This is a genomic window from Rhizobium sp. BK251, assembly GCF_004345245.1.
GTDB lineage: Bacteria > Pseudomonadota > Alphaproteobacteria > Rhizobiales > Rhizobiaceae > Rhizobium.
This window is the reverse complement of sequence record NZ_SLUQ01000009.1, coordinates 62,613-85,654: the sequence shown is the minus strand read 5'-3', so window position 1 is coordinate 85,654 and position 23,042 is coordinate 62,613. Positions and strand designations below refer to the sequence as shown.

At 61.7% G+C, this 23,042-nt stretch carries 20 protein-coding genes; 7 read left to right on the top strand and 13 right to left on the bottom strand.

The window, feature by feature from the left end; all coding sequences use genetic code 11:
- The 4 genes from EV286_RS23260 to EV286_RS23245 all read right to left on the bottom strand — a co-directional run bounded on the left by EV286_RS23260 (position 1) and on the right by EV286_RS23245 (position 5,858).
- On the bottom strand, positions 1–1,713 hold the full coding sequence (locus EV286_RS23260) for an ABC transporter ATP-binding protein (protein WP_132959560.1): 1,713 nt from the start codon (positions 1,711–1,713) through the stop codon (positions 1–3).
- Positions 1,710–2,864 (bottom strand): ABC transporter permease subunit, encoded by a 1,155-nt coding sequence (locus tag EV286_RS23255; RefSeq protein ID WP_132959559.1) that lies wholly within the window; start codon positions 2,862–2,864, stop codon positions 1,710–1,712. The genes EV286_RS23260 and EV286_RS23255 overlap by 4 nt, the downstream gene beginning before the upstream one ends.
- Positions 2,861–3,847: an ABC transporter permease gene (locus tag EV286_RS23250; RefSeq protein ID WP_132959558.1), complete on the bottom strand. Its 987-nt coding sequence runs from the start codon at positions 3,845–3,847 to the stop codon at positions 2,861–2,863. The genes EV286_RS23255 and EV286_RS23250 overlap by 4 nt, the downstream gene beginning before the upstream one ends.
- 73 nt (positions 3,848–3,920) lie before the next feature.
- Positions 3,921–5,858: an ABC transporter substrate-binding protein gene (locus tag EV286_RS23245; RefSeq protein ID WP_132959557.1), complete on the bottom strand. Its 1,938-nt coding sequence runs from the start codon at positions 5,856–5,858 to the stop codon at positions 3,921–3,923.
- A gap of 173 nt (positions 5,859–6,031) precedes the next feature.
- Between EV286_RS23245 and EV286_RS23240 the strand changes: the two genes are divergently transcribed.
- Positions 6,032–6,742 carry a GntR family transcriptional regulator gene (locus EV286_RS23240; protein ID WP_132959556.1) on the top strand — a complete coding sequence of 237 codons (711 nt, stop codon included), beginning with the start codon at positions 6,032–6,034 and terminating at the stop codon, positions 6,740–6,742.
- 11 nt (positions 6,743–6,753) lie between these two features.
- On the opposite strand, the gene EV286_RS23235 is transcribed toward EV286_RS23240, so the two are convergent.
- The 4 genes from EV286_RS23235 to EV286_RS23220 form a co-directional block, all read right to left on the bottom strand.
- Positions 6,754–7,734, bottom strand: coding sequence for an ABC transporter permease (locus tag EV286_RS23235; protein WP_132959555.1), 981 nt, complete (start codon positions 7,732–7,734; stop codon positions 6,754–6,756).
- Complete coding sequence (locus tag EV286_RS23230; protein ID WP_132959554.1) at positions 7,731–8,726, bottom strand: ABC transporter permease; 996 nt, start codon at positions 8,724–8,726, stop codon at positions 7,731–7,733. Before EV286_RS23230 ends, EV286_RS23235 begins: the two co-directional genes overlap by 4 nt.
- The gene (locus tag EV286_RS23225; RefSeq protein WP_132959553.1) at positions 8,723–10,261 is read right to left on the bottom strand and encodes a sugar ABC transporter ATP-binding protein; all 1,539 of its coding nucleotides are present in this window, start codon (positions 10,259–10,261) and stop codon (positions 8,723–8,725) included. The genes EV286_RS23230 and EV286_RS23225 overlap by 4 nt, the downstream gene beginning before the upstream one ends.
- An 83-nt stretch (positions 10,262–10,344) precedes the next feature.
- The gene (locus EV286_RS23220) at positions 10,345–11,484 is read right to left on the bottom strand and encodes a sugar ABC transporter substrate-binding protein (protein ID WP_165932920.1); all 1,140 of its coding nucleotides are present in this window, start codon (positions 11,482–11,484) and stop codon (positions 10,345–10,347) included.
- Between the two features lie 219 nt (positions 11,485–11,703).
- On the opposite strand from EV286_RS23220, the gene EV286_RS23215 reads away from it, so the two are divergent.
- Positions 11,704–12,708, top strand: coding sequence for a LacI family DNA-binding transcriptional regulator (locus EV286_RS23215; RefSeq protein WP_132959552.1), 1,005 nt, complete (start codon positions 11,704–11,706; stop codon positions 12,706–12,708).
- A gap of 27 nt (positions 12,709–12,735) precedes the next feature.
- Here the strand turns inward: EV286_RS23215 and EV286_RS23210 are convergent, their stop codons facing one another.
- From EV286_RS23210 to EV286_RS23190, 5 genes are all read right to left on the bottom strand, one after another.
- Positions 12,736–13,359, bottom strand: coding sequence for a hypothetical protein (locus EV286_RS23210; protein ID WP_132959551.1), 624 nt, complete (start codon positions 13,357–13,359; stop codon positions 12,736–12,738).
- A gap of 31 nt (positions 13,360–13,390) precedes the next feature.
- Positions 13,391–14,785, bottom strand: coding sequence for a selenium-binding family protein (locus tag EV286_RS23205; protein ID WP_132959550.1), 1,395 nt, complete (start codon positions 14,783–14,785; stop codon positions 13,391–13,393).
- Positions 14,786–14,848: 63 nt separating this feature from the next.
- On the bottom strand, positions 14,849–15,409 hold the full coding sequence (locus EV286_RS23200; protein WP_132959549.1) for a GNAT family N-acetyltransferase: 561 nt from the start codon (positions 15,407–15,409) through the stop codon (positions 14,849–14,851).
- 225 nt (positions 15,410–15,634) lie between these two features.
- Positions 15,635–16,807, bottom strand: coding sequence for an aminotransferase (locus EV286_RS23195; protein WP_132959548.1), 1,173 nt, complete (start codon positions 16,805–16,807; stop codon positions 15,635–15,637).
- A gap of 25 nt (positions 16,808–16,832) precedes the next feature.
- Positions 16,833–17,846: a LysR substrate-binding domain-containing protein gene (locus EV286_RS23190; protein ID WP_132959547.1), complete on the bottom strand. Its 1,014-nt coding sequence runs from the start codon at positions 17,844–17,846 to the stop codon at positions 16,833–16,835.
- A 188-nt stretch (positions 17,847–18,034) separates the two neighbouring features.
- Here EV286_RS23190 and speB point away from each other — a divergent pair, with 188 nt between their 5' ends.
- From speB to EV286_RS23165, 5 genes are all read left to right on the top strand, one after another.
- On the top strand, positions 18,035–19,093 hold the full coding sequence (speB, locus tag EV286_RS23185; protein ID WP_132959546.1) for an agmatinase: 1,059 nt from the start codon (positions 18,035–18,037) through the stop codon (positions 19,091–19,093).
- Between the two features lie 76 nt (positions 19,094–19,169).
- Positions 19,170–20,258: an ABC transporter substrate-binding protein gene (locus EV286_RS23180; RefSeq protein WP_132959545.1), complete on the top strand. Its 1,089-nt coding sequence runs from the start codon at positions 19,170–19,172 to the stop codon at positions 20,256–20,258.
- Positions 20,259–20,347: 89 nt separating this feature from the next.
- A complete protein-coding gene (locus tag EV286_RS23175) occupies positions 20,348–21,385 on the top strand; it encodes an ABC transporter ATP-binding protein (RefSeq protein ID WP_132959544.1) in 1,038 nt (345 codons plus the stop codon).
- Positions 21,382–22,236, top strand: a complete 855-nt coding sequence (locus tag EV286_RS23170) for an ABC transporter permease (protein ID WP_132959543.1) — start codon at positions 21,382–21,384, stop codon at positions 22,234–22,236. The genes EV286_RS23175 and EV286_RS23170 overlap by 4 nt, the downstream gene beginning before the upstream one ends.
- Positions 22,233–23,033, top strand: a complete 801-nt coding sequence (locus EV286_RS23165; protein ID WP_132959542.1) for an ABC transporter permease — start codon at positions 22,233–22,235, stop codon at positions 23,031–23,033. The genes EV286_RS23170 and EV286_RS23165 overlap by 4 nt, the downstream gene beginning before the upstream one ends.
- The last annotated feature ends 9 nt before the right edge of the window (positions 23,034–23,042 follow it).

Genomic DNA, 23,042 nt, shown 5'->3' with positions numbered 1-23,042 from the left:
TTATCCATTGGCTGAAACTGAGCGCACAGGGTCGTAGCGGAACCGGTTGTGGATACGCCGGTCGCGTGGGTCGGGATGGGGAATGGCGGAGAGCAGCGCACGCGTGTAGTCGTGGGCCGGACTGTTGACGACCTGATCGGTTTCGCCCGCCTCGACGATCTTGCCGCGATACATGACGGCGACGCGATCGCACATGTAGCGGATGACCGACATGTCGTGAGAGATGAAGACGTAGGAGAGACCCAGCTCGTCCTGAAGCTTCATCATCAGGTCCAGCATTTGTGAGCGCAGCGAGACATCGAGCGCCGATGTCGCCTCATCGGCAACGATCAGCCTCGGTTTCAAGGCGATTGCACGGGCGATCCCGATGCGCTGGCGCTGGCCACCCGAGAAGGCGTGGGGGTAGCGCTCCCGCCAGGCAGGCTCGAGGCCGACCTGCTGCATCAGCTCGGCGACCAGATCGTCTAGCGCCCGGCCCTTCATTCCTGCAAGCTTTAGCGGCTCGGCGATGATCTGGCCGACGGTCTTGCGCGGGCTGAGCGAGCCGACCGGATCCTGGAAGATCATGCGGATGTCGCGGCGAACACTCTTCAGCGTAGCCTTGTCCGTCGTGCAGAGATCGACAGTGCTGCCGTCGGCACGGCGGTAGTCCATGGCGCCGGCCTGCGGATCGTAAATGCGCAGCAGGCAACGGCCCATCGTCGTCTTGCCGGACCCGGATTCGCCGACGATACCGAGCGTCTCGCCGGGGCGGACGATCAGGGACACGTCGTCCACCGCCTTGAGGCCTGATGGAAATGTCAGCGACAGGTTCTTCACATCGAGAAGCGGCGGCGCATCCGCGGGAATTTCAGCACGGGAGAGGCGAACTTCGGCCTTCTTCTCGAGCTTGACCACCGAGCCGATCAGCCGGCGGGTATAATCGTCCTGCGGCGCGTGGAAGATGTGCTCCACCGGCCCGCGCTCCATGACCTTGCCACGATACATCACCAGCACTTCATCGGCGATTTCGGCGACGACGCCCATGTCGTGGGTGATGAACAGAACGGCCATGCCGTGGCTCTGCTGCAGCCGCTTGATAAGGTCGAGGATTTCCGCCTGAGTGGTCACGTCGAGCGCTGTGGTGGGTTCGTCTGCGATAAGCACGGAGGGATTGCAGGCAAGCGCCATGGCGATCATCACGCGCTGACGCATGCCGCCGGAGAATTCGAACGTATAGCGGTCGATCGCCGTTTCGGGCCGGGGAATTTCGACCTGGCGCAAGAGTTCGAGGACGCGCTCACGCTGCTCGTTGCCGCGAATGCCGAAATGGATGCGCAGCGCCTCGCCGATCTGCGTGCCGATACGGTGGACCGGTGACAGCGAGCTCATCGGCTCCTGGAAGATCATCGCGATCTCCTTGCCGCGCACGCTGCGGATTTCCTTGCCCCGCGGATCGAGCCTGGCGAGATCGACGGATGAACCGTCGGCCCGCGTCAGAACGATCGAACCGCCTTCGATGCGACCGGGCTTGTCGACGATCTGGAGGATCGAACGGGCCGTGACCGACTTGCCGGAACCGGATTCGCCGACCACGCAGAGGGTCTTGCCGCGTTTCAGCTCGAACGAGACGTCATCGACCGCCTTGAAAAGGCCGGTTCGCGTCGGGAAGTAGGTCTTCAGATTGGCAACCTTGAGGATCGCGTCTTTGGAGGTCTCTGGGTTCATGCTCATGACACCGACTCGTAGGGATCTGCGGCATCGCGAAGACCGTCGCCGAGGAAGTTGAGGGACAGGACTGAGATCACGATTGCCGCGGCCGGCGTGAAGAGCAGCCACGGCGCCTGTGCGACCGCACGGATGTTCTGTGCTTCCTGCAGCAAAACACCCCAGGAAATGATCGGCGGCTGAAGGCCGATGCCGAGGAAGGAGAGCGCCGTCTCGGCAAGGATCATCGAGGGGATCGCCAACGTCAGGGTCGCGATGATGTGGCTCATGAAGGACGGCACCAGATGGTGGAAGATGATGCCGATCTCGCTCATGCCGTCGAGACGGGCGGCAATGACGAAGTCCTCGTTGCGCAGCGACAGGAACTTGCCACGCACCTCTCGCGCCAGGCTCGTCCAGCCGATCAGCGAGACGATCAGCGTGATGACGAAATAGGTCCGGAGGGGCGGCCAGCCGACGGGGATGGCAGCTGCAAGGCCCATCCAAAGGGGGATCGTGGGGATCGAGCGCAGGAGTTCGATGAAGCGCTGGATGGCGATATCGGCCCAGCCACCGAAGAAGCCGGAAATGCCGCCGATAGTCACGCCGAGGATCAGGCTGACAAACACGCCGACGAGGCCGATCGACAATGATATCTTGGCGCCATGAACGACACGCGAGAAGATATCGCGACCGAGACGGTCGGCGCCGAAGATGTACATGCTGTCGCCGGGCATCGGATCGGTGAGGCCGAAAAGCTTGGTCTGCATCGGGATGAAGCCGAGCAGATTATAGGGTTGTGCGGCGGGAACGAAGAAACCGACCGAAATCGGCTTGGCCGGATCGGGGGTGAACTCGCGCCGCATGGACTCCGTGTTCAGCGTCATCTTCAGCTGGCTGACATGCGGACGGAGCGAACCGTCGAGGAAAAGCGATATGCCCTGCGGCGGCGCGTAGGTGAAGCGCGCGTTGGTGGCGTTGGGATCGAATGGCGCAACAAAGTCCGCGAATGCCGCGACCAGATACATGAAGACGATGACCACAAGGCTTGCCAGCGCGATCTTGTGCTTCTTGAACTTCAGCCAGAAGAGCTGCCACTGACCGGCGACGGCGAGGTTCCTGCCGTGCAGGTCGATCGATAGGCCGGTGTCCGGCGGGAGATGGGTAATGTCTGTCATTGGAACCGGATCCGCGGGTCGGTGATGGCGAGCAGGATGTCGGAAATCAGCGTGCCGATGATGGTCAGCACGGAAATCAACAGGATGAGCGAGCCGGCGAGATACATGTCCTGGGCAAGCAGCGCGCGCAGCAGCAGCGGCCCTGTCGTTGGCAGGCTCATGACGACCGAAACGATGATCTCGCCAGAGATGACAGCCGGCAGGATCCAGCCGAGCGTCGAGATCAGCGGGTTCAGCGCCAGACGTACCGGATAGCGGATCAGCAGTTCGAATTCCGACATGCCCTTGGCACGCGCCGTCGTCACATACGACTTGGAGAGTTCGTCGAGCAGGTTCGCACGCATGATACGCACAAGCGCAGCCAGCGAGCCGAGGCCGATAACGATGACCGGCAGCCAGACATGCCCGCCGAAATCGGCAAGTTTGCCGAAGCTCCAAGGCGCGTCGATGTAAGCGGGAGAAAACAGGCCGCCTACGCTCTGGCCGAAATAGGCGGACATCACATACATCGCCGAAAGCGCCATCAGGAAATCAGGCACGGCGAGAAAGAAAAAAGCGAGAAAGGTCGCCGAATAATCGGAGATCGAATACTGGCGCACAGCCGACAGGATGCCGATCGGGATGGCGATCGCCCAGACGAAGCAGAGGGTCAGGAGCGACAGCAAAAGCGAAAAGCCGAGGCGGCTCCAGATCAATTCGGTGACCGGCTTGCCGAGCTCGAACGAGATGCCGAAATCGCCGTGCATGAGGATGCCTGCGATCCACTTGTAGTACTGAAAGTAAATCGGCTGATCGAGGCCGTAGCGCTCGCGCATCGCAGCAACGGTGCCCTCTTCGACCGCACCACCCTGGCTTGCCCAGTCGGCCATGAGCGTCGTGAGATAATCGCCGGGCGGCAGCTGGATGATGATGAACGCGATGATGGAGACGGCAAACAGTGTCGGTATCGCGAACACCAGCCGCTTGGCGATATAACGGAGCATGATTTCTGACCGTTCGATTGCATCGAAGGGGCGGACGACGGGAGGAGTGTTCCCGTCGTCCCTGGAGGAAGCCTTAGTTGGCCTTGTCGAAGTACCACTGGGGCAGCGTCGGGGCCGGGTGCCAGAGGTTGCCGGTGATCGGAATGCCGTCGACGACGTTCTTCAGGTTCTTCGACACCATCATGTATTTCGGCATGGGGCGCGAAATCCCGATGTTCAGGAAGTTGTCAGCGGAGAGGTTGAGGAATTCCTTCATCTTCTCACGGCGTTCGTCGTCACCGACGGCGGCGTTGACCTTGTCGTAGGCGGCCATCAGCGCCTTGATCTCAGCCGGCGGCTCTTCACCCGTGGCGTGGTTCGAATACCATTCGCTCCACTTCATGGCGAAGAAGATGTCGGCCTTCTGGAAAGGCATGTAGCAACGCGGATCGGTGTAGACTTCGGAAAGCCCGCCGACGCAGTTCCAGATGTAGGCGTCCTGCTCGTTTGCCGCCCACATGGTGTTCAGGCGGGCACGGTCGGTCGTGCGCAGCTGTATGTCGATGCCCACCTCCTTGGCGTATTTCTGCACCAACTGCATCACGTCGGGATAGGAGAGCCCGAAGACGTCAGCCACCATGAAGTTGATGGTGAAACGCTTGCCGCTGTCGTCGAGACGGAAGCCTTCGGCATCCTTCTTCGGCATGATCTTGTCGAGCATTTCATTGGAAAGCTTCGGATCAAACTCGGTGTACTGCGTCGCCTCGCGCTCGTTGAAGAGCTCGTGTTCTGGCTGCGTCGCCACCTGTGCCGGAGCGCCCTGCCCGACATAGACGAGATCGATGATCTCCTGGCGGTTGATCGCATGGCTCAACGCGATACGGAAATCCTTGTTCTGAAAGAGCTTGCGCTTGGTTTCGTCCGTCGAGTTGAGATTGAGCAGGATGACGGCATCATTGGCCGGCAAGTCCTTCACGTCAACGAAGCGATAGTTGCCGGTCTCCTGGCCGTCGAAGAGCACTGACTTGAAGGTGGAGTTGTTGATGTGGCGGAAGGCAAAATCGAACTCGCCCGAGGTCATCTTCAGCGCCATCAGCTGCGGATCGTCGAGCTTTGCCCAGGTGACGCCGTCGATATAGGGCAACTGGTTGCCGTCCGGATCGACCTTCCAGTAATAGGGGTTGCGCGTTGCGACGACACGTTCGCTGTCGGCGTAAGGCACGGTCAGTATCCACGGGTTCATGGTTGGCAGATCAAGGTTCTGCCAGTACGGCGGCTGGAATGTCAGCGAGACCTTCGAGTTGAACAGCGCCACCCAGTCGCCCGCGGCCGGATTGGCCTTCAAAAGTGTCGGGATGCCGTCCTTGTTGTATTTCTCATGGAACTGGCTGAGATAGTGCTTCGGATAGATGACCGGCAGGTGGCCCTGGCCGTAAGCCAGCTGCTGCAAAAACAGGCCGTAGGGCGAGTCGAACTTGAACTCGACCGTCAGATCATCGATCTTGCGCACCTTGACCGGCTTGCCGGCAACGGTGAACGTCGGATTCTTGGCCGGCGAGAGCGCGTCGTTCATGAACACGTCTTCATACCAGAACAGGATGTCGTCGGCCGTGAAGGGCTGGCCATCGCTCCACTTCAGGCCCTTGCGGAGCTTGAAGGTATAGGTCGTCGCATCGTCGGAAGCGGTGAATTCCTCGGCAAGCGAGGGCATGACCTTCTGCCACTTCGGATCCCAGCGCACCAGCAGTTCGTTGGCGATGGTGCGGGTGAGGTTGTACTGGTCGCCGTTGGCGAGAATTGTCGTGCGCAGCGTGCCGCCATATTTGCCGACACCATCGATCATGGTCTCGACATAGGGGTGCTCCGGCAAGCGCTCCGCGACCGCCGGCAGCTTTCCGGCCTTCACCTGCTCATCGAGCATCGGCGCCTGGTGATAGTCCTGCCCCAGGGCAGGGTTCAGAAAACCCATCAGGGCAAAGCCCAACAACCCCGTCGACACGACGAGGCCCCGCAGTTTCTGCTGGTAAGCCATTATCTCCTCCTGATTGCCGGCCTCCGCCGGCTTCCTCCGCCACGCGCCGAAGTAGAGGCCTCGGTCTCGTGTTGCACGAAAACTTTCAGATCGTACATTCTTTGTCAATATGAGTGTATAAATTTGTGCGATTGCTCTTGGCAACCGGCAAAAAACTACATAAAACAGAAGTCATGAGTACGATCGCCCACATCTCCCCGCCTCTTTCGGAGGCTGACGAACTCGCCGAGGATGGCGGCGGTTCAATCTATGAACGCATCCGCGACGACATTATCCAGGGGAGATTGTCGGCCAACGAGCGACTGAAGGTCGCCGAACTGGCGAACCGGATGGGCACCTCGACGAACCCGGTGCGCGAAGCTCTTCAGCAGCTTCGCGGCGAAGGCTTCGTTCTCTTGACGCCGAACCGCGGCGCCCGCGTGCGGCCGATCGACGAAGAGTTCGTCCGCGACATTTTCGAGATCGAGGTGCTGATCGAGCCGGCGCTGACGCGCTGGTTCGTGGGCTTGGTCACGAAGGCCGAGATAGAAAAGCTCGAGCAGATCCAGGCCGAGATAGAGGAACTGAACTTTGCCGATGAGCGGCTTCACTCCAGCCTCGACACACGCTTCCACCGCCTCATGTACGACCGGCACTATAATCGCCACGCCGTGGACCTGTGGTGGCGCCATCGCGAGATCCTGGGGGCGATCAGCCGGCGCTTTCCGGTGTCGCTCAGCCGCCAGACGAACGTCATCGAGGAGCATCGCGAGCTGATCGCCGCCATCAGGGCGCAGGATGCCGATGCCGCAGCGCGCGTCATCGCCCGCCATGTCGAAGGGTCCGGACGGCACATCATCGAGCACATGCGGCTCGCCAGGCGCGCATCGCCGAAGTTCGGCTGATGCGGGCGGCGTCAGTTTGACTGCCGGCCGTACAGCAGAAGCATCGCGATGATCACCACGCCATAGATCAGTTGTCGGCCGGATTCCTCGATCTGCATCACCGAGAGGATCGATTGCAGGAGGGTGATGAGGATGACGCCGGCCACTGTGCCAAGATAGGAGCCCTTGCCGCCAAGGACGTGGGTTCCTCCCAGCACGACCGCGGCGATGGACGGCAGGAGATAGGCGTCGCCCATGGATTGCGATGCCTTCGACGCGTAGCCGGCAAGCAGCACTCCGCCAAGGGCGCTGAGCGCGCCGGAAATGACGAAGGCGATCATCGTCACGGCGCGCGTATTGATCCCCGACATATAGGCGGCTCGTTCGCGATTGCCGATCGCATAGAGGGACCGTCCGAACGTCGTTCGCGTGAGAAGGAAGACGGCGATCGCGCCGACGACGATCCAGACGAGAACACTATTCGGAATACTCGGCACCAGATAGCCGGTCGCAAGATAGCGCATTGCCGGTGACGCCGAGTCACGCGGCGAGAACCCGCCGGTGTAGACGACCATCAGGCCCTGCGCGACGGCATTGGTCGCAAGCGTGATGATCATCGAAGGAATGCGCAGATAGGCGACGGCAACGCCGTTCACGAGCCCGATCAGTGCGCCACAGAAGATGCCGAAGGGAATCGCGAGGACCGAGCCGGTGGTGCCATACATGGTTGCAGCACTTGCCATCATGGCGCCGGTCGTGACCACCCAGGGTACGGAAAGGTCGATCTGGCCGAGGAGGATGACCATCATCATCCCCGTCGCTATGACCCCGAGGAAGGATGCTACCTTCAATTGTTGCAGCAGATACTCCGGCGAAAGGAAGTTCGCCGAATAGATGGAGCCGCCGAGCAGGAGCAGGACGATGCAGCCGAAGGCGATCGCTACCGCTGGATCGATGCCCCTCAGCCGGCTCATCGCAACAGACTGTCGCGGAAGAGACGCATCTTCGCTCATTGGAACCACTCCAGACGGTTTCGGACGCGGGCAAGGCCGATGCAGCCGATGCTGATTGCAAGCATCAGGACCACGCCCTGGAACAGCGGCTGCCAAAGGGGATCGAGGTCGAAGACGAAGAGCAGGTCGCCGATCGTGCGAAAGGCCAGCGCACCGAACACGGCGCCGATGGCGCTGCCCTTGCCGCCGGCCAAGGAGACGCCACCCAGCACCACCGCGGCGATCGAATAGAGCGTATAGGCATTGCCGCTGGCGAGCGCCGCCTCCCCCGTATAGGAGAAGAAGGTGAGGTAAAGACCACCCATCGCCGAAAGCAGGCCGCCGAGCGCGTAGGCGGCGAGCTTTGCGCGCTTGATCGGCATTCCCGACATATAGGCGGCGTTCTCCGCCGATCCTATCGCATAGGCCGTCCTGCCGAGCACCGACCGGCTGAAGGGGATCCAGATGACGAGTATGACGGCTGCCAGCACGACGAGGCTCATCGGGAAGACGCCGAAGATCTTGGAGGTGAAGACGTCGGCCAGCGTTTCGTTCACGGATCCGCCCGGCGTCGGCCGCAAGAGCAGCGCCAGCCCATAGAAGATCGCACTCGTGGCGATCGTGGTTACGATCGGCTGCAGGCGCCCGAAAATGATGATCAGCCCGTTCAGCATGCCGCAGGCAAGGCCGGCCAAAAGAACCACCGCAACGCCGAACGCCGTCTCGAGCGGGGTACCGACGACCAGCCAGGATGCGAGGCAATTGCACAAGACCAGGATCATGCCGACCGACAGGTCAATCCCAGCGGTTATGACCACGAAGCACTGGGCCATCGCGACAAAGGCGAGAAGGGCAGCCTTGTTGGATGCGGTCTGGACCACGTTCGGCGAGAAGCCCGCCGGATGGTTAGACACGTAGATCGCGAACATGACGATAAAAAGCGCGGCCGCAAAGAGTGTGCCGCGTTGCCGGACTTGCCAGAAGCGCCATTCCGAGAGCGCATCCCTGATCATCGAGAGACCTCCTGCAAGGATGCGTTCGCCTTGATGTTGAGAGCGCTGCCTATCAGCTCATGCTCGTTTATGTCGGCACCGCGCAACTCGCGGACAATTCCGCCGTCATACATGACGAGCACGCGATCGCAGCAGCCGACCAGCTCGTCATAGTCCGTCGAGTAGTAGATGATCGCGGCACCGGCATCGGCGAGTTTCCTCAGCAGCACATACATCTCCTGCTTGGTGCCGACATCGATGCCGCGGGTCGGATCGTTGAGGAGGATGATCTGCGGTCGGGTCATCAGCCATTTCGCGATGACGACCTTCTGCTGGTTGCCACCCGAAAGGGCGGCGACCGGCATGTCGATCGTGGCCGCCTTGATGGAGAGCAGCTTCAGCAGTTCATCGATCTGGCGCGCTTCTGACGCCCGGTCGATGACGCCCCAGCGCGATACCCGGCCAAGAGATGCGATCGAGAGGTTCTCCCGCACCGTCATCGGCAGCATCAATCCCTCGGTCTTTCGGTCCTCGGGGATCAGCGCCATCGAGATTTCGTCGGATTTCGCCTGGCCCGGGCTTTTCAGCGTCACCGGCCTACCGTTGACTTCGACCTCGCCGCGAATGTCGCGCAGGACACCGAAGAGTGCGAGGAGAAGCTCACGCTGACCCTGGCCGTCCAAGCCCCCCACGCCCACGATCTCGCCCGGTCGCACATCGAGGCTTATGTCGGTGAGCCGGCCTCCCCAGCAGAGGTTCCGGCAGGACAGGATCGGCTTGTCACCCTCGACGGATTTCGATCTCGGCGGAAAGACGCCCGTATATTCGCGGCCGATCATCAGCTCGACTACCTGCCGGTCGGTTTTCGTGCCGGCCGGGTAGGATTCGATGCTGCGCCCGTTTCGAAAAACGGTGCAGTCGTCGGCAAGGGCCGCGATCTCGTGCATGCGATGCGAAATGTAGATCAGCGCCATGCCTTCGGCGCGAAGCCGCTTCAGCACGCCGAAGACCTTCTCCACGTCGGATTGCGTCAGCGCCGACGTCGCCTCGTCGAGGATCATCAGGCGTGGTTTGCGGGCGAGCGCCTTGGCGATCTCCACCATCTGCCTTCGGGAAAGCGGCAGGTCCTTCACCAGCGACGAAGGATGTATGTCGGCCGCACCCGCCCGCGCCAGCGCCTCCTCGGCGATCTGGCGCTGCTTGCGCCGATCGATCATGCCGAAGCGCAGGGGCGGATTGCTGATGACGATATTGTCGGCGACCGAAAGGTCCGGAATGAGCGAGAGTTCCTGGAAGACGCAGACGATACCGGCCGCATTCGCCGCCGCCGGCGAAGGGAACGAGACCTCCTTGCCGTCGAGCAGCATGCGCCCTTCGTCGGGTGCCACCGCGCCCGCCATGATCTTTATAAGCGTAGACTTGCCGGCGCCATTCTCACCGAGGACGGCGTGGATCGCTCCGGCCCTGATCGCAATATCTGCCTGCTTCAGCGCGATGGCCCCGCCATAACGCTTCGAAATGCCCTCCATACGGAAGAGCGGTTCGGATACTGCCATGCGCCCAACCTCCCAGCGGGTCGCAACAAACCTCAGACTGCGGGCGCGAACGCCCGCAGTCAAGCCTCACCAAAAGAGGTGCCTTACTGGTTTTCCTGGGTCTGCCCCATGATTTCCTGGGCGGTGAAGTTGATGCCGCAGGTGGGGAAAGAATTGCCGACGAAGAAATTGTCGGATTGGTCGGGATAGTAGTCCTGGCCTTCCTTGAAATCCGGGTCGGAGACGAGTGCCGTCGGCAGTTTGACGGCCTGCGGCACGACCTGCCCCTCAAGGGCCGCAATAGCTGTCTTGATCGCAACCGCAACCTGTGCCGGGCCGGTGCCGGCCGAGGAGCATTTCAGCCCGTCGGAGGCAAATTTGGCGCAGAACTTGCGGAAGCCGTTTTCCGTTTCTCCGCCGAATGGCACCATCGGATGCTTGGCGTCCATCATCGCCTGGACCACGCCGGTGTCGCCACCCTGTGCGGTGATGCCGTCGAAGGGTCCATTTGTCGCGATTGCATCGGCAGTGGCCTTCTGCGCGACACCGTCATCCCACTTGCCTACCACTTCCGTTATCTCGAACTTCTTGCCGGAAGCCCCAAGGGTTTCGTGAATGCCGTTGTGGCGGTCCGTATCTACGGATGTGCCGGCCACGCCGCGTACCTCGAGGATCTTGCCGCCATTCGGCAGATGCTTGGCCAGCCAATCCGCCCAGATGACGCCAAGCCCCTTTTGGTCGACGTTGACGTTGATTGCATCCTTGGTGTCGAGGATGTTGTCGAATGCGACCAGAATGACGCCCGCCTCCTTGGCGCGCTTGATGACCGGACCGAAAGCGGTCGGGTTCTGTGCGTTCACGACGATGGCGTCATAGCCGGCGTCGATGAAGTTGTTGATGGCGGAAATCTGTGCAGGCACGTCCTCGCCGGTCGAAACGACCTTGAACTCCTTGAGTTTGGCCGCAACGTCAGGCTGGGCCGCATAGGCCTTGGCCGTCTGCACCATCTGGATGCGCCAGGTATTGGCGATGTAGCCGTTCGCAAGTGCGACGCGATAGGGTCCTTCTTTCTTCGGATATTGCAGGAATTGCGTGTCTGCCGCCCAAGGGACCATGCATCCGGGCTCAGCTGCCGGACCAGACACAACTTGAGGCTCAGCATAGGCCGCGCCACACAACAGCGCAAAGACCGACGCCGAAAACACGGCGAGACCCGCCGGTTTTCCTGTCTTCAATGTAAGCATGAATGTCCTCCTCCACGGGCGGACCAAGCCGCCCCTCCTCAGGTTGATTGGCATGCTTGGTCCGGAAGCTCCATCCCACGCCGATCCGGACCTCCAAATATTAACATAGTTGACAGCGCTGTCAAATTATCCTTGCCAACGTTGGTAACTGTGTCATTACAGTAAAATTCTTGTATTAAGAGCATTCCGGCGTTCCACCTGAGCGAAGGAATAATTTCAATGCGGCGGATAACACTGGACGATGTTGCACGTCTGGCGGGTGTAAGCCCGATCACGGTCTCGAGGGTACTGAGAAAGCCGGCAGCAGTCTCGGAAGGATTGCGGCTGCGCGTGGACGCGGCGGTCAGGGAACTGGGCTACGTGCCGAACCTTGCGGCCAGCCGGCTTGCCTCTTCGAGGACGCACTCGATCGGGGTCATTGTCCCGACGCTCTACAACGTCATTTTTGCGGAGTATCTGTTCGCGCTGCACGAGGCACTGGTCGATGCGGGCTTCCAGGTGATCGTCGTCAACAGCCGCTATTCGGAGACGGAGGAAGAAAACGCGATCAAGGCGCTGCTCGGACAGCGCGTGGAAGCGATCATCATCGCCGGGATCCACCATACGCTCCATGCCCGACAGCTCCTGGTGCAGGCCAGCCTTCCCGTCGTAGAGACGTTCGAGTTGTCGCCCGACCCGATCAACATCAATATCGGCATGTCGCAGGAACTTGCCGGCCGGACGGCGACCACGCATCTTCTCGAACGGGGTTTCCAGAAGATCGCATTCCTCACCGGCAATCTTGATCATCGCGCGCAATCGCGCATGGACGGATATCACGCCGCCATGGAAGGTGCGGGGCTTTCCGGGCGAACGATCATCGCGCAGCGCGCGAGCGCCAGCTCGGTCGCGCTCGGCTCGGCGCTGTTTGCCGAGATGAACGAACGCGGGGATTCGCCCGAGGCGATATTCTGCACCGACGACAACCTCGCGCTGGGCGCCATGCAGGAATGCCGCAAGCGCGGCTTTCGCGTGCCCGGCGACATCTCCATCATCGGCTTTCACGATCTGGAATTTGCGGCCTGCGCCTCCCCGTCCCTCTCTTCCATCGCGACCCGGCGGTATGAAACGGGCAAGCTTGCGGCAAAAAAGGTCCTAGCGGCCATCGAAGCCTCGGCCAAACCCGCGGACGAACAGATCGATCTCGGTTTCGGCCTCGTCGTGCGCGAGAGCACGTCGGGCTGACCGCGCTTTCGTCGCGGGCAGCGGCAATTACTCGAAAAGCAGAATGAGACCGGTGGTCCCGAGCGCGAGCGTCCAGATCAGATCGAAATTGATCCAGGCACTGCGAAGCAACGAAAGACCAAGCCATTCGAATACGATCGCGGCAATGAGCCCCGTGACTGCCAGCATCGCCAGCGTGTGCACGGCGACCGCTCCGAGCGAAACCGCAAAGGACGCATCCGGCGGAAACGGCGTGCCGTTGGCGACGCAGAGGGCAAGGACGGCCGGCACCAGCATGAGCCCTGCCCCATGGCTCGTCGCCATCACGAAGGACCAGACGCCAAGCCCCGCCATCCCCGTCTGCATGCCGATCCTGACGCGATGCTTGTGACCATAGATCGCGTGATAGCAGGCGAGCACCAGGATCAGCATTCCGGTGACCGAGCGCAGGACGCCCAGGTCCAGGAGCAGGCCGAACGCCAGGATGACGGCCAGTGCGAGCGCGATCGAGGCCGCATGGCCGACCGCGATCGGTATGAGCGACACCCATACGACGCGCCGATTATGCCGGTGAAGGCCGAGTGCCACAGCAAAAAGCCAGCCCATGGCCGGGTTTGCGCCGTGGAACGCGCCAAGACCGGCGACCGTGAGCCAGGGCCAGAGGCTGGTCATTCTGCACGACCCATGGGCACGCGGTCAGCCCTCAAGGATAGCAATAGGAATCAGAGGAGCAGTCGCCGCCTTCGAGACGTACCTGATGTGGCCGATGGCCCTTCGGCCAGTCGACGAAGAAGTCCTTGTCGAAGGAGATTCCGCCGTTTTCGCCGACATCCAGCTTCACCATCCAGCCGTCGATGCCATCCGGATAGAATTGCGGGTCGATGGGGCCATAGAGCGAGTTGGTGAAATAGACCCGCTTACCGTCGCGGCTGATCTCAACCATCTGCGGGCCGCCGTTCAGCGCACCGTTTGAGGCCTTCGGATGGGTCGCGCGGGCAACGATGCCGCCAATGCGCACGCGCCCCGTTTCCTTCGGCGCAAGCGGGTCGGACACGTCGTACTGGATCATGTCGCCCGTTCCCCAGCAGGAGACGTAAAGGTAGCGGTCATCCATGGAGAGGTCGATGTCGGTTACCAGCGGTGGCACCGCCTTGAAGCCCTTCAGCACCGGAGGCAGGTGCTCGGGATCGGCCGGTTCCGCCGGTATCTCGATGATCTTCTTGACGGCCCAACGCTCGCCGTCGCGATACCAGGTCCAGATCGAGGCCGAGAGGTCCTTGAGGCTGATGACGCAGCCGACAAAGCCATAGGCCTTGGTCGGATCGTGTGCGGGGCGAAGTTCGAAGACGAGTTGATGCTCCTCGCCCAAGTCGATCTCCTGTACATGCTTACGCTTCTGCAGGTCCCAGAAATGCAGCCTGCGGCCGTATTTCGAGCCGAGAAGCACCTCCGGCACGAGGCCATTCTCGAAGGTGTCGGGCGTGCCCCACTCGCTGGTGATCATCGTGTCGTGGCCGAGGTGCCACCAGAAGTCATAGGCAAGCTTCTGCGGACCGCGATCCATCTCCCACTGGCCCAACACGTCGAAGCTGTCGTGGTCCAGGAGAAAGATGCCGCCGGGGGCGTTGCCGTTGGCATCGCCAAGCGCGTTGATGTAGATGCCCTCCGGCCCGCAATGGACCGTATGCAGGCGGGAATAATTCGCCTTTTCAGCGATCTCGGCGGGCTCGATGACGCGGACGATCTTCGGCGCCCGCGCATCCGGCTTCGTGTCGATGATATGGAGCCGTGAGGACCTGAGACCGGGTACGATGAGATAGCGGCGCTCGACATGGGCATGCGGCGCATTCGGGCAGAGGCAGGACGAGCACGCGTTCCAGCCGAAATGGTGCAGTTCGTCGCCGACATTTGGCATGTCGACCTGACCGACGATCTGGGAATAGGTGGCCGAAGAGGGATCGACGTCAACGACCGCAATAGCATCGGGCTTCTTGCGGTCAGGATCGAACGCCGCCACATAGGCGACGGTTTCTTTTGGCGCTTTTGCCGCCATTCGCGGAGATGGATAAAAGGAGCTGTCTGGACGCCATATCGCCATTCTCGTTCCCCCCGTTGCTGCCAGATTGTGGCACAAGCGCGAACTTTCTGCGACAAAATTTGGCTAAAAATATGTCTCCCGCGATCGCAGCGACGTGGGCCGATCCAGCGATTTGCGCAGCACGATGAGGCTGAGATCCTGGCGAAGGGGCGTGCCGACGCTTTCGTCGTCGTAGGGAAAAACCTCGATGACACCCGTTTGCGCATAGCCGCGCCGGACATACCACTCCAGGAGGCTCTTGCGGAGGCCGATCACCGTAATCTGTATGGATCGTCCTTCGCGTTCGAGAACATATTTTTCGGCCGCCGTGAGAATTGCGCGTCCGAGACCCGCCGCCTGCAGCGCCGGATCGACTGCGAGGAGCGAGAGATGCCACATTCCGTGCTCCATTTCCTTCACGGCAACGCAGCCGATCAGCTTCGCATCCTCGTACCGCCTGCAGAGGAGCACCACGCAGTTCTCGTGGGCGATCATGTCTGCAAGCCTCTCCTCGCCGATCCGCGGGCCGGCAAGCAGTTCCCTTTCGTCGGTCCAACCGCCCTTCGGATTCTCGTCCCGATAGGCTTTGTTGACGAGTTCCACGATATCGCCGATATCGGCAGTGGTTGCGGGCACCAGCAGCATTTAGTCTCTCCTGTCACAATCCTCAACAGCAGCGCTCGAAGGCACTGCATTGTTCGGAATGGACGTCACAACTTGCGGCGAATGCGCTCCACCGGTGCGGACCGAATGCCCGCATGACGTCCGAATGAATGTGAAAGTTCAGCGGCCCGCGTTAGCCGCCGATTTCCGGAGAGTTTGAACTGGTTGCAATTGTAGCAGGCGGTGCCGGAGCGGTGACGAACCGGCTCAGGCCATGTGCAACCCAGGGAGCCGCTGCCCGATCATGGCGATCGTCGCCACATCGGCGTTCGCAAAGGCAAACCGAAGATAGCGTTCCTGGCCTTCCCCGAAATAGCTGCCGGGCAGGCAGAGGATCCCCGCTTCGCGAACAAGTGCCTCGGCGACCTCCGAAGCGCTCCGACCCTCGAAGGGATGGCGGACAAAGGCGAAATAGGCCCCGACTGCCCCGATCTGCCAATCCGGTATCTGCTGCATCGTCGCGCGCAGCGCTGCGGCACGGCGGGCGATCTCACGCCTGTTTTCATCTCTCCATTCCGCAAGGTCGGGAAGCGCCTTGGCGACGGCTGCCTGCGGTGCGCGAGGCGCGCATATCTGCAGGTTGTCCATGATCTTTGCGATCTGGTCGACCGTTTCGGCACCGGCGGTGATCGCGCCGAGCCGATGGCCGGGAATGCAGAAGGACTTCGAGAAGCTGTAGAGACCGATCAGCGTGTCTTCCCATCCCTCCCGCGCAAATAGGTCGTGTGGGCGATCCGCACCCTCGGGCAGGAAGTCGCGATAGGTCTCGTCGAGAATGAGCCAGATGCCGCGTTCCCAGCAAAGGTCGAAGATCTCGCCGATCAGGTCCGGCGGATAGACGGCGCCGGTGGGATTGTTGGGCGATACAAGCGCCAGTGCCCGCACATCGGGCGTAATCGCCACCGAGAGCGAGGCGATATCAGGCAGGAAGCCGTTCGAAGCCTCGCAGGGAGCGAAACGGGTGCGAACGCCAAACATGGCAAGCGTCGTTTCCTGGTTGAAATAGTAGGGATTGGTCATCAACACCGCATCGCCCGGACCTGCGACGGCCATGGCCGCACAAGCGAAAGCCTGGTTGCAGCCTGCGGTGACGTGGACATTGGCGGCGACAAGATCCGCGCCATAAAGTGCAGCGATGTGCTCGGCATATACATTACGCAGTACCGGCTCACCCTCGATCGGGCCGTAGCCGGCATAGGCGGGCGACGCGGCGAACTTGCCGAGAAGCGCCAGCATTTCCGGATGGGCGGGGTAGCCGGGCACGGCCTGCGAGAGATCGATGAGCGGACCCTTCTCTCCCTTGTAAGCCTTCGACCACGCGAGCACGGAAGGGATGGGTGGCGGTACGAGCTTCTCGACCAGGGGATTGTAGTGAGGCATGGGCATTTCCTGTCGACTTGCCGGGTCAGGCCCGGGATTTTCGTTTCTGTGCTTGTCCGGCCAATCTGCGTCCCGGCGAGGACACCGGCTGGTAGCTGGCCTGGGGATTGCGCCCCCTCAGGAGCGTGCGTGCCGAGGTCTGCGGCTCCGGCAGGCTGTCAGCCTCGAGCGAGGCAAAGAACCAATCGATGAATACCCTGGCGATGGGTGCCGCCCGCAGTTCATGCCGGCAGGCAACATAAAAGGCATCGTTGGCGGGAACGGTGAGATCAAAGGGCACGATCAACTCACCCTTGGCGATGAGGTTACTCGCGGTGATCGTGTCGCCCAAGGCGATCCCCTGCCCGTGGAGCGCCGCCTCGGTCGAAAGCCGCGCATCGCTCATAAAGTGCTGACGCCCGCGAACGAGGTCCTTCGCGTCGGCTGCGGTCAGCCACGTGTTCCACTCCCTCCCGTCGTCGCCATGATAGATCACGTGGTCGGAGAGATCGCGTACGGAGCGCAACGGCCGGCTGTTGACGAGCGTCGGACTAGCGATCGGAAAGAGGCGCAGATTGCTCCACAGTCGCGACCAGACATCAGGCCAGTTGCCATCGCCATAAAGTATGCAGATATCGACCGCGGGCGAATGCAACTGGTCGGTATCGTTCGAGGCGATCAGTGTGAGGCGCACGTCAGGATATTGCTCGGTGAAGCTGCTCAGCCGCGGAATCAGCCAAAAGGAAAGAAGCGCGGGCACGCAGGTAACCGTCAGCTCGCCGCTGGTGGCGGGCCGCTTCATCAGCGCGGTCGCGGCAGCAATTTCGCCAAAGGCCTGCGTGACCGCCGGCAGGAGAAGCGCCCCTTGGGATGTCAGCTTCAGCCGCTTGCCGCCGCGTTCGAAGAGCACGGCGTTCAGCGATTCCTCCAACGCCTTGATCTGATGGCTGATGGCGCCGTGGGTGACGTTCAGCTCGCGCGCCGCTGCCGAGACCGATCCACGCCTTGCCGTCGCCTCGAAGGCACGCAGGGGGTTCAGGGGTGGCAGGCGGTTTGACACGGCAGGCTCCAACGACGGCAGTGGTGAATTTTTCTCACATCATTTTCAATAACATTGTCAATTGATTTTTCGGTCCATTTGCAATGATAATGATGAAAACAAGGGCAAAAGCCCGGGGGATCCAAAATTTAGGCCGCGTCAGCGTCAAAGCCCCCGCATGCCCGATATGGATCATCAAGAGGCGGATAATGGCATTCGACGAAGGCAAGCTGCAGGCTTTGAAGGCGAAATACGGGGAGGGCCACGGCGGCGAGCTATTCGATCCCGCATTCCGCAAGGTAGCGGACAAGATCTTCTCGAAGAACGGCACCCGGCTTGCCCCCTATGCCGGCGTCCCGACCTTCCTCTCCGCTCCCTACATGCCGGTCGATGCGAACGAACCGGATTTCGGCAATCTGCAGGTCGCCATCACCGGCGTCCCCATGGATCTCGGCGTCAGCAACCGCCCGGGCTCCCGTTTCGGGCCGCGGGCGCTGCGTGCCATCGAGCGGATCGGCCCATACAACCAGGTGCTTGGCTGCGCCCCGGTCTTCGAACTCAGGGTCGCCGATATCGGCGATGTGTCGTTTCGCAGCCGCTACCGGCTGGAAATGAGCCACGAGGATATCGAGCGGCGCTTCAACCAGATCGTCGATGCCGGCGTTATTCCGCTCGCAGTTGGCGGCGACCATTCGATCAGCCATCCGATCCTGAAGGCGGTCGGCAAGAAGAAACCCGTCGGCATGATCCATATCGATGCCCATTGCGACACCGGCGGCGCCTTCGACCAGACGAAATTCCATCACGCCGGACCCTTCCGGAATGCGGTCCTCGACGGCGTGCTCGACCCTTCGCGCACGATCCAGATCGGCATCCGCGGCTCCGCGGAATATCTCTGGGAGTTCTCCTACGAGTCCGGCATGACCGTCATCCACGCGGAAGAGGTCACCGGCATGGGCATGCCTGCCATCATCGAGAAGGCCAGGGCGATCGTCGGCGACGGCCCGACCTACCTTTCCTTCGACATCGACAGCCTCGATCCGAGCTTTGCGCCCGGCACCGGCACGCCCGAGATCGGCGGATTGACCAGCCGCGAGGTGCTGGAACTCATCCGCGGCCTCAAGGGCATCAATCTCGTCGGCGCAGACGTTGTCGAAGTCGCGCCGCAATATGACGCGACCACCAACACGGCGCATGCCGGCGCTCAGGTACTCTTCGAAATTCTGAGCCTGATGGTCTTCAGCCCTTCCGTTGCAGCGAAGGCCTGACGTAAACTATTCAAAACGAATGTGGGAACAGGCCGGCATGGTGAAGACACCAGCCGGCAAACAAAGGAGAGAAGACATGCAGAAAATTCTCAACGCGCCGCTGCGCCGTCGCGCCGTTCTCGGCGCGGGCCTCGCGGGCGCCTCGATGCTGGCCATGCCGGCGGTCCTGCGCGCGCAGGACAAGTCTCTGAAGGTCGGCGTTTATGGCGGCTACTTCAAAGATTCGTTCGACAAGAACATCTTCCCGGATTTCACCAAGGCGACCGGCATCGCCGTCGAATCCGTCGCTGAACCGACCGGTGAAGCTTGGCTCGTGCAGCTCGAACAGGCTGCCAAGGCCGGGCAGGCCCCTGCCGACGTCTCGATGATGTCGCAGGTTGCCATGCTGAAGGGCCAGACGACCGACCTCTGGGCACCGCTCGACACGGCAAAGCTGCCGAACCTGCCGAACCTGATCGATCACTTCGTCAACAAGTACCCGGACGGCCGCATCGCCGGCATCGGCGCCGTGGCGTGGTACATCACGCTCGTCACCAACACGGACGTCTTCAAAGAGCCTCCGACTTCCTGGACCGCGCTCTGGGACCCGGCGAACGCCGACAAACTCGGCTTGCTCGCCCTTGTCTCCAACTCCTTCCTGCTAGAAGTGACCGCCACCACCTATTTCGGCGGCACCAAGGCCCTTGACACCGAAGAAGGCCAGTTGAAGGCGTTCGAAAAGCTCGCGGAACTACGGCCGAACGTTCGTCTTTGGTACCGCGACGAGGCACAGTTCGAGCAGGCACTGAAGTCTGGTGAGATCCCGATGGGCCAGTATTATCACGACGTCACGGGCCTTGCCGCAGCCGACGGCAATCCCGTCCGCTCCACCTTCCCCAAGGAAGGCGGCATTCAGGATTCCGGTTGCTGGGCGCTGTCGCGCGCATCGGCGAAGACCGAGGAGGCTCACACCTTCATCAACTATATGAGCCAGCCGTCGATCCAGGCGCTGCTCTCGCGCAAGGTCGGCACCTCGCCGACGGTCAAGCGTGAGCTTCTCGACCTGACGGCGGAGGAATTCGCGGCCGTTTCGTCCGACATCCCGCCGATTATCCCGCGCTACGATCTCTATCAGACGAAGTCCGACTGGCTGAACCAGAAGTGGACGGAAATGATCGTCGGCTGAGTTCATTCGGCTTGTGAACAGGAGGGGCTGCCAGAAGCGGCCCTTCCCAAAGCGCCTTCCGAAAGAGGGGGACAGAAAACGGGGAAGCAATGTCGGGACTGACACTCCAGAACGTCACCAAGCAATTCGGTCCGTTCACGGCCGTCAAGAACGTGGAATTGACGGTGCCGGATGGTACGTTCGTCTGCCTGCTCGGCCCCTCGGGCTGCGGCAAGACCACGCTGATGCGCATGATCGCCGGTCTCGATCTTCCGACGAGTGGTGCAATCCGCCTCGGCGGTGAAGATATTACCGGCGTGCCCACCCACAAGCGCGACCTCGGCATGGTCTTCCAGTCGCTCGCACTCTTCCCGCATCTGACCGTCGGCGAGAACATCGCCTATTCGCTGCGCATCCGCGGTGCTCCGAAGGAGGATCAGAAGAAGCGCGTCGATGAACTTCTGTCGATGATCCACCTTCCCGGCTTTGCCGACCGCCCGGTCGCGAAGCTGTCGGGAGGGCAGCGGCAACGCGTGGCGATCGCCCGCGCCCTTGCGATCTCGCCGAAGCTCTTCCTGCTCGATGAACCGCTCTCGGCCCTCGACGCAAAGCTGCGCGAGGCGATGCAGGTGGAGTTGCGCCAGTTGCAGCAGAAGCTCGGCATCACGACAATCGTCGTCACCCACGACCAGCGCGAGGCGATGACGATGGCGGATACCGTCGTCGTCATGAACAGCGGCGAGATCCGCCAGGCAGCCCCGCCGGTCGAGATCTACCGCCGCCCCGCCGACACTTTCGTCGCCGACTTCATCGGCTCGACGAACCTCATTGAATTCAAGGTGGACGGCGCCGGCCGAATGACCGTGCTCGGCAAGCTGATCGAGGGACTTGCAGCACCAGCGGGTCTTGCAAGCGGCATGATATCGGTCAGGCCGGAGGATGTGCATCTTACCGCCCCGGACATGGCACCGATCACCGGAAGGGTCGTCTTCGTGCGCGATCTCGGCGGCATGATCGAAACCTTCGTGGAGGTCGAGGGCAAGCAGATCGTCGCGGTCTCGACGCCGCGCGCCCGGCCAGACGTCGCGATCGGCCACGCTGTCGGTATCACGCTCTCCCCCGATGTCTGCGTGGTGCTGAAGTCATGAGGCGGGAGGCTCCCCAGAGGCTCGCGGATTACGGCCCGCTGTTCTTTCCGGCCGGGATGCTGACCGTCTTCTTCGTGGTGCCCTTCGCGACCATGATCGCCGTATCCTTTTTCCAGCGCCAGCAGGGCGGATTCTACGAGCCCGCCTTCGTCACCGACAATTACGCCCGCTTCCTCAGCCTGTTCTTCGGCAAGGTGCTCGGCTTCTCCCTCTTTCTGGCAATTGCCGTCGCCATCTGCTGCGTCGTGCTCGCGGTCCCCTTTACCTATCTTCTCTCCCGCGCCGCGCGGCGTACCCAGGTCCTGTGGCTGGTTGCCCTTCTCTCCGTGCTGTCGCTCTCGGAGGTCATCATCGGCTTTGCTTGGTCGACGCTGTTCTCGCGCACGGCCGGTATCACCAACCTTCTCGTCGCAGTCGGCCTCATGAAGCAGGCGGTCGCGCTCAATCCGAGCTTCGGCGCAGTACTGACCGCCATGGTCTACCAGGCCCTGCCCTATACCGTTCTCGTGCTCTATCCCGCCCTCGTGCGGCTCGATCCGACGCTGACGGAAGCGGCCCGCACGCTGGGCGCCTCCCCGGTGCGCGCCTTTTTCACCGTCGTCGTGCCGGCACTGCGCAACACGATCATCGCAACGCTGATCATGGTCTTCATCTTCGCGCTCGGCTCCTATCTTCTGCCGCAGATTCTCGGCCGGCCTCAGAACTGGACGCTCTCGGTGCTGATCACCGATCAGGCGATCTACCAGTCGAACATGCCTTTCGCAGCCGCGATGGCGGTGTTCCTCGTGCTGGTAACGCTTGGCCTCGTAGGCCTCACCGTCTATGCCGGACGCAAGGGGGAAGCCGCATGACCACCCTGCTCCAGCGTCTCTATTTCACTCTCATCGGGCTCTTCCTCGCGCTTCCACTAATCGTGGTCGCTGGCGTCTCGGTGAACGCCCGCCAGACGCTCGCCTTTCCGCCCCAGGGCTTTTCACTCTCCTGGTACGGGGAGATCTTCGCCAACCCCGAATGGCGCAATGCGCTGCTGGCCTCTCTGACGCTTGCCGCCTTCTCTGCGGCGCTGGCCCTGCTCATCGCCCTGCCGCTTGCCTGGTTCCTCTGGCGGCGGGTCGCACCCTGGGCGAGCATCTTCCAGATTCTCGGCATCGCGCCTTTCACGCTGCCGCCGGTCATCACCGCGCTCGGCCTCTTGACCTTCTGGGCGACAACCGGCTTCTACGGCCAACCGTGGACGGCCGTCATCAGCCATGCGATCTTCTTCGTCACCCTGCCGCTCGTCACCATCTCGCTTGGCTTTTCCGCGATCGACCGGTCCTTCGTGGAAGCGGCCGCGACGCTCGGGGCCGACGACCGGACGATCTTCCGCACGGTGGTACTGCCGCTAATACTGCCCTATCTCGTTTCCGGCTATGCCTTCGCCTTCGTGCTGTCGCTCAACGAGTATATCGTCGCCTACATGACGGTCGGCTTCACGATGGAAACGCTGCCGATCAAGATCTTCAACGCGCTGCGCTATGGCTACACGCCGACCATGGCCTCGGTGACGATCCTGTTCGTGGCGGTGGCAGCGCTCATCTTCGGTCTCGTCGCCCGCTTCGGCGATCTTCCGAAGCTTCTGGGCGCAATGTCGCCCGCCGACAAGTAGGAGATGTGA